This window comes from Paenibacillus sp. JZ16 (assembly GCF_015326965.1).
Classification (GTDB): Bacteria; Bacillota; Bacilli; order Paenibacillales; family Paenibacillaceae; genus Paenibacillus_AQ.
In genome coordinates this window covers 6,847,866-6,863,507 of the sequence record NZ_CP017659.1, presented here as the reverse complement: position 1 = coordinate 6,863,507, position 15,642 = coordinate 6,847,866, and the positions used below count along the sequence as shown (strand labels likewise).

The window sequence follows — 15,642 nt, the reverse complement described above, 5'->3', positions numbered from 1 at the left end:
GGTGCGTCATCCTTTCCGTATCCGCTATGGTAGTCTTCCATCCTTACATCGATCCGTGGAACGTACGGTTGATAACGTCAAGCTGCTGTTCGCGCGTCAGTTTGACGAAGTTGACCGCATAACCGGATACCCGGATCGTCAACTGCGGATAATTCTCCGGATGCTCCATCGCATCCATCAGCTGCTCCCGGTCAAATACGTTGACGTTCAGATGGTGCGCTTTGCTGCCAAAGTAACCGTCCAGCATCGCAACCAGGTTGTTCACACGGATATCACTTTCCTTGCCAAGAGCTTTCGGTACGATCGAGAACGTATTCGAGATGCCGTCGAGACTGTCCTCGTATGGCAGCTTGGCCACGGAGGTCAGCGAAGCGAGAGCTCCCTTCTTATCGCGTCCGTGCATTGGATTCGCGCCCGGCGCAAACGGCTCGCCTGCCTTACGTCCATCCGGCGTGGTTCCTGTCTTCTTGCCGTATACAACGTTCGACGTAATCGTGAGCACCGATTGCGTTGGCATGGCATCACGGTATGCCTTTTGCTTGCGAATCATGCTCATGAAGGCCTCGACCAGCTCAACAGCGATGCTATCCACGCGATCATCATTATTGCCATAGCAAGGGAACTCGCCCTCGATTTCAAAATCCACCGCAATCCCTTGCTCGTTGCGTACCGGCTTCACCTTCGCATATTTAATCGCGCTCAGTGAATCCGCTGCTACGGACAGGCCTGCAATGCCGCATGCCATCGTGCGCAGGATATCCCGGTCGTGAAGCGCCATCTCGATCCGTTCATAGCTGTATTTGTCATGCATGTAATGGATCACATTGAGCGTATTCATGTAGAGCTTCGCAAGCCATTCCATCATCGCCTTGAACCGCTTCATGACCTCATCATAACTCAGAACTTCCGCGGTGATGGCCGGATATTCCGGTCCAACCTGGGCGCCGGATTTCTCATCTCTACCGCCGTTAATCGCATAGAGCAGCGCTTTGGCGAGGTTTGCTCTGGCTCCGAAGAACTGCATCTGCTTTCCGATGCGCATTGCGGATACGCAGCAGGCGATGCCGTAATCGTCTCCGTAGATCGGGCGCATAAGATCATCGTTCTCGTATTGAATCGAGCTGGTTTCGATCGAAACTTTCGAACAATATTTTTTGAAGGCTTCCGGCAGCTTCTCCGACCATAGCACCGTCAAGTTCGGTTCCGGAGCAGGCCCCAAATTGTACAGGGTGTGCAGGAAACGGAAGCTGTTCTTGGTCACTCTCGTCTCACCGTTTACCGACATGCCCCCAATGGATTCCGTCACCCACGTCGGATCCCCGCTGAACAGCTCGTTATAATCCGGCGTACGCAGGAATTTCACAATCCGAAGTTTCATTACGAAATGGTCGACCAGTTCCTGGGCTGTTTCTTCCGTCAGCTTGTCTTCAGCCAGATCCCGTTGAATATAAATATCAAGGAAAGAAGATACCCGGCCAAGCGACATCGCAGCGCCATTCTGCTCCTTGATAGCGGCCAAGTAACCGAAATACAGCCACTGGAATGCTTCCTTCGCCGTATTCGCAGGTTTGGAGATGTCATAACCATGCATAGCCGCCATTTCCTTCAGTTCCTTGAGCGCCCGCATTTGTTCAGACAATTCTTCCCGCAAACGGATGACCGGCTCATCCATCGCATCCACTTCAAGCTCGGCGAGTTCTCTCAATTTGTCCTGGATCAGCGCGTCCACGCCGTATAACGATACTCTGCGATAGTCACCGATGATACGTCCACGGCCGTACGCATCGGGAAGACCCGTAATAATCCCGGCCTTGCGCGCTGCTCTCATCTCAGGAGTATAGGCATCAAACACACCTTGGTTATGCGTTTTGCGTATGCCGTTAAAGATGTCCACAACCGCCTGCGGCATTTCAAAGCCGTATGCGTTGCACGCATCAATCATCATCCGGATTCCGCCGAAAGGCTGGATGGAGCGTTTGAACGGCTCGTCGGTCTGAACGCCGACAATCTGTTCCTTATCCTTATCCAAATAGCCGGGTTGATGGGAGGTGATGGTTGATGGTGTATGGACATCCACATCCAGAACCCCGCCATTCTCCCTTTCCTTCTTGGTTAAATCCGATACGATATCCCACAGCGCTTTGGTGTTATCCGTGGGTCCAGCCAAAAATTCATCAGAGCCATAATAGGGAGTAATGTTCTCAGCAATAAAATCATTAACGTCAATCCGCTTGGTCCATTTACCTGATTTAAAACCTTTCCAGCCTGCTTCTTTTTCAATCACCGACATATTGAATCCCTCCTAGATTTGCTGGGGCTTGCAAGGACAGGCGGGGCCACACCTTGATCTATCCCAGATCTTTAATGTGATTATTTTCACGATCAATGGTGCCACTACCCCGCCTTGTGCCTTCAAGCTTCTATATCAAAGATCTGAGATTCAGCTTCCTTCTACATCTTTATTGTAGTCCTGTTGATCTCCTGCATCTGTGATAATAATCACAAACTTATCTTTTCCCGTGACTTTTATCACTCTGAGTCTAGTTTTGCATGCCTTACCTCAAAATCTTCATGGATCTTCACGATCAGCGTTTAGAGTCTATCCTGTCTAGAACCGGCCGTAAAATGCGTTGCGGTAAACTTCTGCGAGCTCCGTTACCAGCGGCAGCTTCGGATTGCTCGTTGTACACTGGTCTTCAAAAGCCCGGTCCGCCAAATGCTCAACATTTTTCTCGAAATCTTTAGGGTCGATGCCAAGCTGCTGGAACGATTCCTCGATCCCGAGCTTGCTGTTCAGCTCCCGGATTGCGCCAATCAGACTATTCACGCCCTCTTCCGTCGTTCTTGCCGGCAGTCCGAGAATCCGCGCGATTTCAGCATATCTCTCATCAGCCACAAAGTGGGTGTATTTAGGCCATGCAGCGAATTTCGTTGGCTTCTTCGCGTTGTAACGGATGACGTGAGGCATCAGGATCGCATTGGTGCGTCCGTGTGCCGTATGATACTGTCCGCCCCACTTATGCGCAAGACTGTGGTTGATGCCAAGGAACGCATTCGCAAAAGCCATGCCGGCAAGCGTCGAAGCATTATGCATTTTTTCGCGGGCAAGTTTGTCGCCGGTAAGCGCCGACTGCTCAAGATACTGGAACACCAGCTGTATGGCCTTGATGGCAAGCCCATCCGTATAATCGCTGGCCATCACCGATACGTAGGCTTCAATTGCATGTGTCAGAACGTCCATGCCGGTATCGGCTACCGCCGTTTTAGGCAGCGTGTAAACGAATTCCGGATCGATAATCGCCACATCCGGTGTCAGCTCATAATCAGCCAGCGGGTACTTGGTATTCCCCAGCCCTTTGTCCGTGATCACGGCAAACGAAGTTACTTCCGAGCCCGTTCCCGACGTTGTTGGAATGGCAACGAACTTCGCTTTCCGTCCTAGCTTCGGATATTTATAGACCCGCTTGCGGATATCCATGAATTTTTGCTTCAGATTGTTAAAATCCGTATCCGGATATTCATAGAACAGCCACATGGCTTTCGCTGCATCCATTGGCGATCCGCCGCCGAGGGCGATGATGCAGTCCGGCTGGAATCTTGCAAGCATTTCCGTTCCGCGTTCTACGGTCGTTGTCGAAGGATCCGGCTCAACCTCCGAGAAGACTTCGATGGCTACCGGCACTCTGCGCTGACGCAGATAGTGCTCTACCCGCTCCACATAACCCAGCTTCACCATCATGGGGTCGGTAACGATAGCGACACGGGTGATTTCCGGCATTTTCGCAAGATACTGCGTCGAACCTTTTTCAAAGTAAATTTTGTCCGGCACTTTAAACCACTGCATATTCACGGTTCTGCGGTTCACCCTTTTCACGTTGATTAAATTGACAGCCGTCACGTTCGACGAAGTGGAATTACGTCCATACGAACCGCAGCCCAGCGTCAGCGATGGCAGATTCGTGTTGTAGATATCGCCGATACCGCCTTGCGAAGATGGCTGATTCACCAGGATACGGCAGGTTTTCATCCGATCCGAGAATTTCATGATGATGTCCTCATTGTGCGAATGGATTACCGACGAGTGGCCCATGCCGCCAAAAGCAACCATCTCTTCAGCGCGCGTGATGCCCTCTTCCGCATCTTTCACTTTATAGCAGGCCAGCACCGGGCTAAGCTTCTCGGCAGACAACGGGTAGGCAGGTCCGACTCCCTCCAGCTCGGCGACCAGGATCTTGGTGCTTTCAGGTACCTCGAATCCGCAAGCCTCGGCTATCTTAGCTGCCGGCTGTCCGACGATAGTAGGATTTACCGCACATTTATCCGATACCATCGCATGCGCAGTCAGTTTCGCCAGCTCTTCCTTGTTGACAAAATAACAGCCGCTGGCAATCATTTTTTTCTTCACTGTATGATATATAGGCTCCTCGATAATGACAGCCTGCTCGGAAGCGCAGATCATGCCGTTATCAAAGGTTTTGGACAAAATCAAATCGTTCACTGCCTGATCCAAATCCGCGCTCTTCTCAATAAAGCAAGGCACGTTTCCTGGTCCAACGCCCAGGGCAGGCTTGCCGCAGCTGTATGCCGCTTTGACCATCGCCGAACCGCCTGTAGCCAGAATGCAGGCAACGTCAGGATGATTCATCAGCGCATTGGTTTTATCCATGGAAGGAGCTTCGATCCACTGGATGCAATCGGCAGGAGCACCTTGCTTCACGGCAGCATCCCGCAGTATCCGTGCGGCTTCCTTGCTGCAGGCCTGCGCGGATGGATGGAATCCGAAGATGATCGGGTTTCTTGTTTTAATGGAGATCAGTGCCTTGAATATCGTCGTGGAGGTCGGATTGGTTACCGGTGTTATCCCCATGATAATCCCGATCGGTTCTGCTATTTTTTGAAAGCTGTCATAGGCGTTGTCTTCAATGATACCCACGGTTTTGTCGTATTTAATGCTGTTGTGGATATACTCTGTGGCAAACAGGTTTTTGATGATCTTGTCTTCGTACACGCCGCGTCCGGTTTCCTCAACCGCCATTTTCGCCAGCTGCATGTGCTTCTCAAGACCTGCCATGGCCATGGCCTGTACAATCCCGTCGACTTGCTCCTGATTCAATTCCATAAACTTTTCTTTGGCCCGATTCGCCTTGTCAATCAGCCCCTGAATGTACTCCGACGCTGTTTGTCCTTTTACTTCCACCGTTCCTTTGCTCACAGCCATATCTCTCATCCTCCCATGATTCATGTTTCTTTCTACGCTTTGATCGTAACACAGCTGTTTTTAATTTCATGTGAATTATTTCACAATATAAGTATTTATCTTTTCTGTGTGATTTACACCTGTCTCCCCCTCCTTTCAAGTGAAAGAGGTCACAAAGTTTGAAAATTCGCCACGATTTCCCTCTTATTCCCCTCCAAAAGTGAATGTTTTCACGTTATAATGTATTTAAAGATTAAACAGATCAAATTTTAGGATGTTAGGGGATACCAACATGAATACTGTAGACCATGTAATGGAAATCGAAAACTTAGGGAACACGCAGTGCTTCTCGGAGCAAAACCGCAACCGTCTGCTGGTCAGCATGAAGGAAAGGGTACTCCCTGAAGGATCCCATTTGTTCTGGGAAGGCGATTTCGCCGACAAGCTGTACTACGTTAAACAAGGAAGAATCAAATTAACCAAATCGACCGATGAAGGCAAAGAACTGATTCTATATATGTACCATCCGGGAGACATGGTCGGGCAAGCCGATCCATTCTTCAGCAACAATCACAGTTTCTCGGCAGAGGTGCTTGAGGATAGTGTTGTCGGTGTCATCGAGCACAAGGATCTGGAGCTGCTGATCTGTCAGCACTGCGACTTCGCCATTGATTTTATGAAGTGGATGGGCATTCACCACCGCATCACCCAGACCAAATTTCGGGATCTCATGATGTACGGCAAGCCCGGCGCTTTAACATCGACACTCATCCGGCTGAGCAACACCTACGGGCAGCATCAAGCGGATGATACTATTCTCATCAACAAGAAGATTACCCACACCGATCTATCGAACATGATTGGCGCAACCCGCGAAAGCGTGAACCGGATGCTGAGTGACCTGCGCAAAAAAGATGCTATCGAATATGCCGGCGGGATGATTGTCATTAAAGATCTTCCGATGCTGCAGGAAATCTGCCATTGCGAGTTGTGTCCGAACGAAATCTGCCGGATTTAATCGGCCTCCCTTCAGTGCATAATATACAGTCATCTGCTTACAATAACCTTGTCTTTCCAAACCAAAATAAAGGGAGTGCTCAGCATGCGTGAAGGTTTGATTCCTGCTGTTCTTGGAACTGTGGTTTCTGCTTCGGGTGCCGCTCTGCTTGGCAGCAAGTATAAACTTGCCGCAACCGGTATTCTCGGCTTCGGACTGGCTCATATTGTGCTTGGTGCGATTGACCTGGTGGAACATCGGTAAGGATTGGAAGACAAGATTCATATAGCTGTCCTGTTCAGTCATTGAACTGAAGGGACGGCTTTTTATGTATGTGCCCGACGGGATCCCTCTTTTTTGTTAGGAGACGTTCCGTGCAGATCCCTCACTTTAATTAGACAAATGAAAGAAGCGGTCAACCGTTTGGTCGACCGCTTCTTTTCGGCTGTATATCAAGTGAGTAAACCCACTTTATGAGCAGCCCCTTTTCTATGATGCCTACTATGCAACCTTCTTTTGCTTGCTCCCTTTTCCCGACGAGATAAACCAATACGCCATCCCCACAAACAATCCGCCGCCAAGAATGTTCCCCAGCGTGACCGGCACCATGTTGCTGATCCATCCGCCGATGGAAATGGTCTCGGGATGCCCCGGCAAAATCGTCGCGAGCGTCAGAAGTGTCATATTGGCTACGCTATGCTCGTACCCTGTCGCAATGAAGGCAAACAGACACCACCATATTAAGATCAGCTTGGTCGTTTCTCCTTTGGCCCGAATCCCCATCCACAAGGCCAGACAGACAAGCCAGTTACACAAGATGCCTCGGAAGAACAGCTCCATAAACGGATCATTCATTTTCTTGGCGGCAGCCGTGAAGATGAGATGGTCCGGCGGCAGGCCTTTGAACAGGCCGGAAGCATACACCAGATAGCTGAGCAGAATCGCTCCGGCCAGATTGCCGATAAACACGAGCACCCAGTTCTTCAGCGTATCCCCCATTGTCGTTCGACCGGATAATGTGCTTATCGTAAAAAACATATGATTCCCGGTAAACAGCTCTGATCCTGCGAACACCACCAACGTGAGCGCGATCCCGAATGCCGCTCCCATGACGAGGGATTGGAAGGGCGAACCGGCAGCCGCGAGCGGCGCCCCCAACTTAAAGATCAATACAATTCCAATGCCGACATACGCGCCGGCCAGCATAGCCGATACCATATAGCGCAGCAGATTATGATTCATCTGCTCCTTTTTCCCGACGGCGGCATTAACAACGGCTTCCACATCCGTTTTAAACATGGGATACCACCCCTTGATTTCGTCTGTTTAATATGCGAGATCTGGCCTTAAACAGCCACCTCAACCTTCCCGTCCACGGCGCGAATCGGGTATACACGAACCTGGCCTTGATCCGGAGCCTGTACGAGCCCGGTTGAAAGCTCGATCTTCCAATCGTATAACGGATCGTAGATGTAGTGCCCGGATACGATGGCTTCCGAGAGTGGCCCTCCTTTGGGATGCGGGCTTTGATTGTCCAGCGCAAACCATTGATGATCCGAAGTCCGGAAGACGGCAATCTCCCGGTCTCCGAGATGGACCACCCTTCCGAGCTGTGACAGAAAATCATTTTCATTTCCTACCGTAATAAATCTTTCGGTTTCCATAACATGCAGCCTCCACTTCTCTTGTCTATTCCGATCCATACTGCAATAAACTCTATATGCTCAGGCGGCAAGAGGAAAGCAGGTTCCTCCCTCCTTCTATTTGCTGATCACTGGTCTTGCATCCTCGAATAGCGTATAACGCAGCTTCTCGTCGTTCAGCACTTTCTTCCAAGGATCCTCAACTTGCTGCAGGGCAAGCTCGATTCTCTCCACCAGTTCCTTACGCTGCTTCGGATCGTCCAGGATAACGGCTCGGATTTGTTCCAGTCCCAAACGCTCTACCCACTCCGAGGTTCTCTCCAGGTACTTACCGGTTTCACGGTAATACTGCATCAGGGCTCCGCAGATTTCGACCAGCTCTTCATCCGTTTTCACTTTGCAGAACGAATCCGCCAGACGTGCCTTCGTGCCGCCGTTGCCTCCAACGAATATTTCCCATCCACCGTCATTGCCGACGATTCCGATATCTTTCGTGCACGACTCGGCACAGTTTCGCGGACATCCGTTGACCGCCATTTTAAATTTCGCCGGGAAATCCAGTCTTTCGAATTTCTCCTCGAGGAATGCCCCCATGCCCATCGAATCCTGCGTACCGAAACGGCAGAACTGGGATCCTACACAGGTCTTCACGGTCCGCAGCGATTTGGCATAGGCATAACCCGACGGCATATCGAGCTCTTCCCAGACGCTCGGTAAGTCTTCCTTCTTAACACCGATGAGGTCCAGACGCTGTCCGCCGGTAACCTTGACAACTTTCACATTATATTTTAGCGATACATCCGCGATTTTCTTCAAATCCTCCGGCGTGGTAACGCCGCCGTACATTCTTGGGACTACCGTATACGTGCCGTCTTTCTGAATGTTGGCGTTCATCCGTTCGTTGACAAAACGGGATTCCCTCTCCTCCTGATGGGTTACCGGGTTCAGCATGGCCAGATAATAATGAATGGCCGGGCGGCATTTCGAGCAGCCTTCCGGGTTGCTGAAGTTCAGAACATGCATGACTTCCTTCGTCGTGGTAAGCCCCTTCGCACGGATTTCGGCGACGATTTCATCCCGATCGAGTGTCGTGCATGGGCATATGCCTTGTTTGCCTGCGGCCTTAAAGCCATCGCCCAATACGCTCTGGAGTATTTGCTCCACGACAGGTTTGCAGCCGCCGCACGAGCGGGTAGCACCTGTGCAAGCTTTGATCTCATCCACTGTCGTATGACCTTGGAGAGTAATGGCATCCACGATGGCTTTTTTGGTTACGCCGTTGCATCCGCATACGATCTCATCGTCGGGCATCTTTTCGAGCGAAAATGCCTTGCCGCCTCCTGTCCCTGCACGATCCGTGCCCATGATCGAATCGTAAATCTCATCCGTCATGGCTGTCTTTTTCCGAATCATGGATTGAAGGCTTGCCGAATCGCTCACATCTCCGAACAATATCGCCCCGACAATGATATTGTCGCGGATTAATATTTTCTTATAAGTCTTGCGCCAATCATCTTTCGCGGTGATCACCGCGTGTTCGGCTTGCTCCATGAACTCTCCGGCAGAGAATACATCAACACCGCTGATTTTCAGCTTCGTCGATACAATGCTTCCCTCGTAAGGCTGGCCTTCCACGCCGCACAGATGCTTCGCCAGCACCTGTCCCTGTTCGAACAACGGCGCAACCAGGCCGTAGCATGCGCCCCGATGCTCGCAGCATTCGCCAACCGCGTACACATCCGGCCAGGAAGTTTGAAGATAATCATTAACTACGATTCCCCGGTTTACTTCGATTCCGCTCGCTTGGGCGATTCCCGTGTTCGCTCTGATGCCCACTGCCATGACCACCAGGTCGGCTTCAAGCTCATCCCCATCCTTGAACCGGAGTCCCGTGACTCTGGTATCTCCCAATATTTCGGTTGTTTGTTTGCCTAGTAAGAAGTTGATACCCTGCTGTTCAAGCTCCCTTTTCAGCATGCCGGATGCCATCGAATCCAATTGGCTCTCCATCAAATCCTGCATGAGATGAACCACCGTCACCTCCATGCCGAGGCTGACCAATCCCTTGGCAGCTTCCAGACCCAGAAGCCCTCCGCCGATGACTGCCGCTTTCTTGTAGGCCTTAGCGGCCTCCAGCATCTGGGTGCAATCGGCTATGTTACGGAAACCGATAACGCCTTCTTTGTCACTACCCGGTACGGGTAAAATAAAAGGCTTCGAGCCCGTTGCTATCATTACTTTGTCATAAGGCACCGTCAATCCGTTGTCGGCTGTCACGACCTTGCGCTCTCCATCAATGGCTGTTACGGTGACACCCGTATGCAAAGTGATATGGTTATCCTCGTACCATTTCCAATCATTCAATACAATGTCATCCAAGGTTTTGCTGCCTTCCAACACATACGACAGCATAATGCGGTTATAATTCGGATGAGGCTCCTGTCCAATGACGGTGATGTCAAAATTCCCACCCAGTTTAATGATTTGCTCGACCGTGCTAATCCCGGCAATACCGTTGCCAATGACAACTAACTTTTCTCTCTTTATATTGGACATAAGTTTGATTCCTCCCCAACACGTTTATCTAGATCGTGGTATTCCGTTCCTTTCACATAAATTATATCGTCTGACGGCATTATTTATTGTGATATATTTCACATAAATCGTTAAAATTTTAAACAAAAATACCAAATAACCCTGTCCGCGTCGGAACAAGGTTATGATGAGAACACCCTCTATATAATATCGGCTTCCATATAGGCTCGTTCGCCGCTTGGCACTTTTAAATAAGGGCGAATACCCGCAAACCCCTTCGCATCCAGATTTACCCCGGTCATCCAGTTCCCCTCTAATAAGCCGCCATCCGATTGCATAGTGACGGCAGGCGCCTGAATATGCTCCTGATACAGAACGATGCCGGCCTGTATGGTCTTAAAGGCTTTTCCCTGCTCCACCAACGGTACGGCGCTGATATACGTAGGCACAAAGTAATTCGCAATCACATCCAGCTCTTCCCCGTCAAAAAACGGCTCGCTGCCAAGGAAGGGATGCATCATCACGATTTTCTCATAGAGTGACCAGATGATCATCTGCAGAAATCTTCCCGTTCGTCCCCTATTCTGCCCGGTAGCATGAAATCGATCGGTTTCATAACCAATGAACTTCCATCCGCCGGGGGCTTTGACCCATTTCTGAAACATGACTGAAGCACTGGTACCGTTTTGGTTAACGTTTTCTGCAGGTTCCGGGCTTGTTCCAGAAGCAGCTAACCACAGGGAGTCCGGCACATACTGGCTCAGCATCCGCTTGGTTTTCTCAAAAATATGAAGCACTTTTAATGAAGCGTTTTCAAGTTCTGAGATGTCCTCTTGTCCATAATGGAAACGGGAGATATACGTTCGCTTGGTCATGGGCTCGCCTCCTTGATATGCCGCTCTCGTTATTTACATCATATAGCGGCTGCGTCCGCTTGGTGCATGTCCACATATTCTTGCCGTAAATAAACAGAAACCATACTTCCGTTTAGAAAAAAAACCCTGAAATGAGGATATCTCATGCCAGGGTTTAATCATCAAGGGGAGTCTTAAGATGACTCATCTTTCGACCCATTGTTCTGCCCAGGATGCAATTTGCTCCATCACCGGACGAAGTGCTTTGCCTTTTTCAGTCAGTTCATATTCAATACGTACCGGTGTTTCCGGATAGACATGACGAATCAGTATCCCTTCACATTCCAAATCCTTCATCCGCTCGGAGAGCATTTTATCGCTCATGGACGGAATCAAATTCGAAATATCCTTAAAGCGCTTAGGCCCGCTCATCAACGTTTGAATAATCAAACCGTTCCACCGTTTGCCCAGAAAAGAAAATGCAGATTCAAAACGGGGACACATCGTAACATTTGTAACTTCCATATCCCTTCACCTCTTTACGAAGTCACCTTGTTTATAGAAACTCATAAGCTTAATCAAAAAACTAGAAAACTTACGAATTGTAAGTATGTTTCATTTTAGCACATTTCCGAGAAACTGAAAACCACCTAGCCCCTTTTTCCCATAAAATCAGCTTTTATCCCATAAAATACGAGCCAAAATATCCAAATCATTCTGGATCAATGTGGACAATTTCCTATTATACAGTACGGCCGCTGGATGGAACAGAGGGAATATCTTATAGGTTTCCTCCGAAAACATATAGCCTGCACTTGGATTCTCCGGATCTGCTGCTTGCTGGACCGGGCCCTCCATCAGTTTGCCGTGCAGCGATGTCACCGTTTCATGGCTTCCGATTAACCGGTGCAGTGCCGTATTTCCCATGGGTGCGATAATGTGCGGGCGAACCCATCGGATCTCTTCATCAAGCAAAGGTGCATGGGCCCATATTTCCGCCTTCGTCGGCGTGCGATTAGAACGGCTGATGACGCTCTCGCCCGTGGATCTCACGATTAGCTTTTCCTTATAGGGCCTGCTTCTCATGGCACTGGTAATATACACTTGCTCCCGGGTCAGGGACAGACGTTCCAGGTAGGCATTCATCTCTTGCCCGGCCTGCCCTACAAAAGGTAAACCTTCCAGAACTTCATGGGCGCCGGGTGCTTCCCCAATAAACATAATCTTGGCGAAGCGGACTCCTCTCCCCAGCAGGAAGCCCTCTACGGGTTGATGGACAAGCTTGGCCTGGCATATGGCGATGATTGCGGGATCTACAGGTGCGCTTTGTACTTCATTCATGTGTACAGCCCCCTTCTTGTATATCATACAATACCCCATACTTAGGTATATTCTATCCCTAGCCGGCAAAAACATTTCGGTGAACATTCACCGCCAACGATAAAACGAGCCGCTCAAGGGCTCCCCCTGAACGACTCGTTAACGCATGACTTCTTAATAAACGCTCGTAAACTTAGACTAAAACGGGAAGCGCGCGAACCGGCTGACTGTTGCCAAAGGTTTGCTTGCCTGCCGTGGAATAAGCCCAGTTAATCGCATTGGTGATCACTTTCAGCACTTCGGGGTTGTAGTAGGTTGGATAGGTCTCATGCCCCGGACGGAAATAGAAAATGTTCCCATGACCACGCTTGAACGTGCAACCGCTGCGGAATACTTCGCCGCCTTCGAAATTGCTGACAAATACCAGCTCGTCTGGGGCTGGAATATCGAAGAACTCGCCGTACATTTCCTCGTGCTCGATGATGATCGGGCCTGTAATTCCTGCCGCAATCGGATGTGTCGGATTTACACTCCAAATAATTTCCTGTTCTCCTGCTTCGCGCCACTTCAAATCACAGCTCGTGCCCATCAAAGCTTTGAACGGCTTGGAAAAATGTCCGGAATGAAGAACGATCAGACCCATGCCATCCTGCACGCGTTTTACGACCTTGCTTACGATTTCATCACTTACCTGGTCATGAGCCATATGCCCCCACCACAACAGCACATCGGTTGAATCCAGTACATCGTCCGTCAATCCATGCTCCGGCTGATCGAGCGTTGCCGTTCTGATAACGAAATCCGGATTTTGCAGACCCTCCGCCAAAGCTGTGTGAATCCCTGCTGGATAAACGTTCCGAACCTCATCATGGATTTTCTCGTGTACGAATTCATTCCAAATGGTTACGTTAAGCATCTTGCTGTTCCCCCTAATTGCTTATTCGGTTGTTACTCTAAGCTGTTAGACCCACCACATTTCTCCGAGCGGCTCTTCGATCAGCACTTGCTGAAGATTTTGCACCGCTTTGGAGAAGCCTTCTTCAATCGACATCAATCCATCTTCATGTTCAATGCTTACGACATAATCATATCCAACCAGACGAAGGGCACTCATCATATCCGCCCATTCCTTCACGTCATGCCCATAGCCTACGCTGCGGAACTGCCAAGCGCGATCCAGCATATTGGCATAAGACTGCATATCGGTCAGACCGTGCTTGTTCACGTTGATCGGGTCAATGCTTGTATCCTTCGCGTGGAAGTGGTGGATTGCCCCTTCGCGGCCCAAAATTTGAATCGCTTGAACAGGGTCGATCCCTTGCCACCACATATGACTCGGATCCAGGTTGGCACCGATCACTTCGCCTGCGGCTTCACGTAAACGGAGCAGCGTGCCAGGCGTATGAACGGAGAAGCCGCCGTGCAATTCCAAACCAATCTTCACATTGCGGTCTGCAGCAAATTTACCCCATTCGGTCCAGTAAGGAATGACCTTGTTATCCCACTGCCAGGTCAGAATCTCTTGGTAGTCGTTAGGCCAAGGCGCAACCGGCCAGTTCGGGTATTTGGCATCCTCATGGTCGCCTGGGCAGCCGGAGAATGTGTTAACAACAGGTACTTCAAGCTTCTCGGCAAGCTCTACCGTTTTTACGTATGTGTCATGGAACTCTTTTGCGATCGCTTTTTGCGGATGAAGCGGGTTGCCATGGCAGCTCAGTGCGCTAATGATCAACCCACGGGATTCCACCGCATTTTTGAAGTTTTTCAGCGCAGTTTCATTCTCCAGCAGCTCGACCGGGTTGCAATGTGCATTCCCAGGATAACCGCCTGTTCCGATCTCAACCGCTTTAAGACCCTTGGATGCCACATAGTCCAATGCATCCTCCAATTTACGTCCGCTCAACAATACCATAAATACGCCTAATTTCATTGTATACCTCCTGGTTTACCTTAATATTAGTAGGGATTGCAAGATTTAGTTATCGAAATAAACCGCTTTTCCTGTCTTCGCCGATTCATAGATCGCTTCCAGAATTTGCGTTACAACAAACGCTTGCTCCGGCTTAACCACAGGGTCCTTATCCTCAATAATGGCCTCCAGCCACATTCTGGCTTCACGGTCCGAATCATTTTCCTTGGAGCCGGAATAGAACGCTACGCCGCCGGCATTCAAATCGACTTTGGTTTCATACAATCTGCTCATTTTCTCGCCGTTAATACGCAGACCGTCCTTCATGTCAGCCCCGCCTTCTGTACCCGCCAACACGGCTTTGGCTTCGCCGGTCTCAACGACGTTAAGGGCCCAGCTGGATTCCAGAATAATCGTTGCGCCGTTCTCCATCGTAATGAACCCGAATGCCGAATCCTCTACCTTGAACTCCTTCGGATCCCAAGGACCGAACGCATTCGCCGCATTCTCCCGTTGACCAAGTTTATGGAACGTGGATCCCAGCACGCTCTTCGGCTTGTAGTTGTCCATCAGCCACAAGGTCAAATCCAGCGCATGGGTACCGATATCGATCAACGGACCTCCGCCTTGCTTCTCTTCGTCAAGGAATACGCCCCAGGTCGGAACGGCACGGCGGCGAACAGCCAGCGCTTTACCGTAGTAGATCTCGCCCAGCTCGCCTTCCTCACAGACGCCTTTCAGATACATGCTATCGTCGCGGAAACGGTTGTTGTAACCGATGGTAAGTTTTTTCCCTGTACGCTTCGCGGCGTCCAGCATCGCTTTGGCTTCGGAAACGGTCTTCGCCATAGGCTTTTCGCACATCACGTGCTTGCCGGCTTCAAGGGATGCTACCGTAATCTCGGAGTGGGAATCGTTCGGCGTACATACATGGATAACATCGATGCTGCCGTCTTGCAGCAATTCTCTGAAATCCGTGTACACTTTTGCGCCTTCAACCCCGTACTCAGCAGCCGCCTTCTGCGCACGCTCTTCTACGATGTCGCAAAAAGCGACCAGTTCCGCCTGCGCCTGCTTCTTCAAGCTCGGCATATGCTTGCCATTGGCGATTCCCCCACAACCGATAATTCCGATCTTCAACGTTTTCGACATGTCCATTTCCTCCCCATAGGCATTTGATCATTTTG

The 15,642-nt window shown here is 50.1% G+C and carries 13 protein-coding genes; 2 read left to right on the top strand and 11 right to left on the bottom strand.

Annotation, left to right across the window (positions count from 1 at the left end):
- Window positions 1-43: 43 nt before the first annotated feature.
- A complete protein-coding gene (pflB, locus tag BJP58_RS30655; RefSeq protein WP_194541846.1) occupies window positions 44-2,290 on the bottom strand; it encodes a formate C-acetyltransferase in 2,247 nt (748 codons plus the stop codon).
- Window positions 2,291-2,608: 318 nt separating this feature from the next.
- Window positions 2,609-5,218, bottom strand: a complete 2,610-nt coding sequence (gene adhE, locus BJP58_RS30650) for a bifunctional acetaldehyde-CoA/alcohol dehydrogenase (protein WP_194541845.1) — start codon at window positions 5,216-5,218, stop codon at window positions 2,609-2,611.
- A gap of 271 nt (window positions 5,219-5,489) precedes the next feature.
- Here adhE and BJP58_RS30645 point away from each other — a divergent pair, with 271 nt between their 5' ends.
- Both BJP58_RS30645 and BJP58_RS30640 read left to right on the top strand, forming a co-directional pair.
- Window positions 5,490-6,215, top strand: coding sequence for a Crp/Fnr family transcriptional regulator (locus tag BJP58_RS30645; protein ID WP_113057034.1), 726 nt, complete (start codon window positions 5,490-5,492; stop codon window positions 6,213-6,215).
- Window positions 6,216-6,299: 84 nt separating this feature from the next.
- Entirely contained in the window at window positions 6,300-6,458 is a 159-nt protein-coding gene (locus BJP58_RS30640; RefSeq protein ID WP_071223816.1) for an asparagine synthase, read from the top strand.
- 237 nt (window positions 6,459-6,695) lie between these two features.
- Here BJP58_RS30640 and BJP58_RS30635 read toward each other — a convergent pair whose 3' ends face one another.
- The 9 genes from BJP58_RS30635 to BJP58_RS30595 form a co-directional block, all read right to left on the bottom strand.
- Window positions 6,696-7,493: a formate/nitrite transporter family protein gene (locus BJP58_RS30635; RefSeq protein ID WP_071223815.1), complete on the bottom strand. Its 798-nt coding sequence runs from the start codon at window positions 7,491-7,493 to the stop codon at window positions 6,696-6,698.
- A gap of 47 nt (window positions 7,494-7,540) precedes the next feature.
- Window positions 7,541-7,858: a nitrite reductase small subunit NirD gene (gene nirD, locus BJP58_RS30630; RefSeq protein WP_071223814.1), complete on the bottom strand. Its 318-nt coding sequence runs from the start codon at window positions 7,856-7,858 to the stop codon at window positions 7,541-7,543.
- 96 nt (window positions 7,859-7,954) lie between these two features.
- On the bottom strand, window positions 7,955-10,393 hold the full coding sequence (nirB, locus tag BJP58_RS30625; RefSeq protein WP_269468908.1) for a nitrite reductase large subunit NirB: 2,439 nt from the start codon (window positions 10,391-10,393) through the stop codon (window positions 7,955-7,957).
- Window positions 10,394-10,572: 179 nt separating this feature from the next.
- The gene (locus BJP58_RS30620) at window positions 10,573-11,247 is read right to left on the bottom strand and encodes a hypothetical protein (RefSeq protein ID WP_194541844.1); all 675 of its coding nucleotides are present in this window, start codon (window positions 11,245-11,247) and stop codon (window positions 10,573-10,575) included.
- 183 nt (window positions 11,248-11,430) lie between these two features.
- Entirely contained in the window at window positions 11,431-11,751 is a 321-nt protein-coding gene (locus BJP58_RS30615; protein ID WP_071223811.1) for a winged helix-turn-helix transcriptional regulator, read from the bottom strand.
- 147 nt (window positions 11,752-11,898) lie between these two features.
- On the bottom strand, window positions 11,899-12,567 hold the full coding sequence (locus BJP58_RS30610; RefSeq protein ID WP_194541843.1) for a uracil-DNA glycosylase: 669 nt from the start codon (window positions 12,565-12,567) through the stop codon (window positions 11,899-11,901).
- A gap of 172 nt (window positions 12,568-12,739) precedes the next feature.
- Entirely contained in the window at window positions 12,740-13,462 is a 723-nt protein-coding gene (locus BJP58_RS30605; RefSeq protein WP_194541842.1) for a ThuA domain-containing protein, read from the bottom strand.
- 45 nt (window positions 13,463-13,507) lie between these two features.
- A complete protein-coding gene (locus BJP58_RS30600) occupies window positions 13,508-14,476 on the bottom strand; it encodes a sugar phosphate isomerase/epimerase family protein (RefSeq protein ID WP_194541841.1) in 969 nt (322 codons plus the stop codon).
- Between the two features lie 45 nt (window positions 14,477-14,521).
- Window positions 14,522-15,607: a Gfo/Idh/MocA family protein gene (locus tag BJP58_RS30595; protein WP_194541840.1), complete on the bottom strand. Its 1,086-nt coding sequence runs from the start codon at window positions 15,605-15,607 to the stop codon at window positions 14,522-14,524.
- Window positions 15,608-15,642 lie beyond the last annotated feature (35 nt).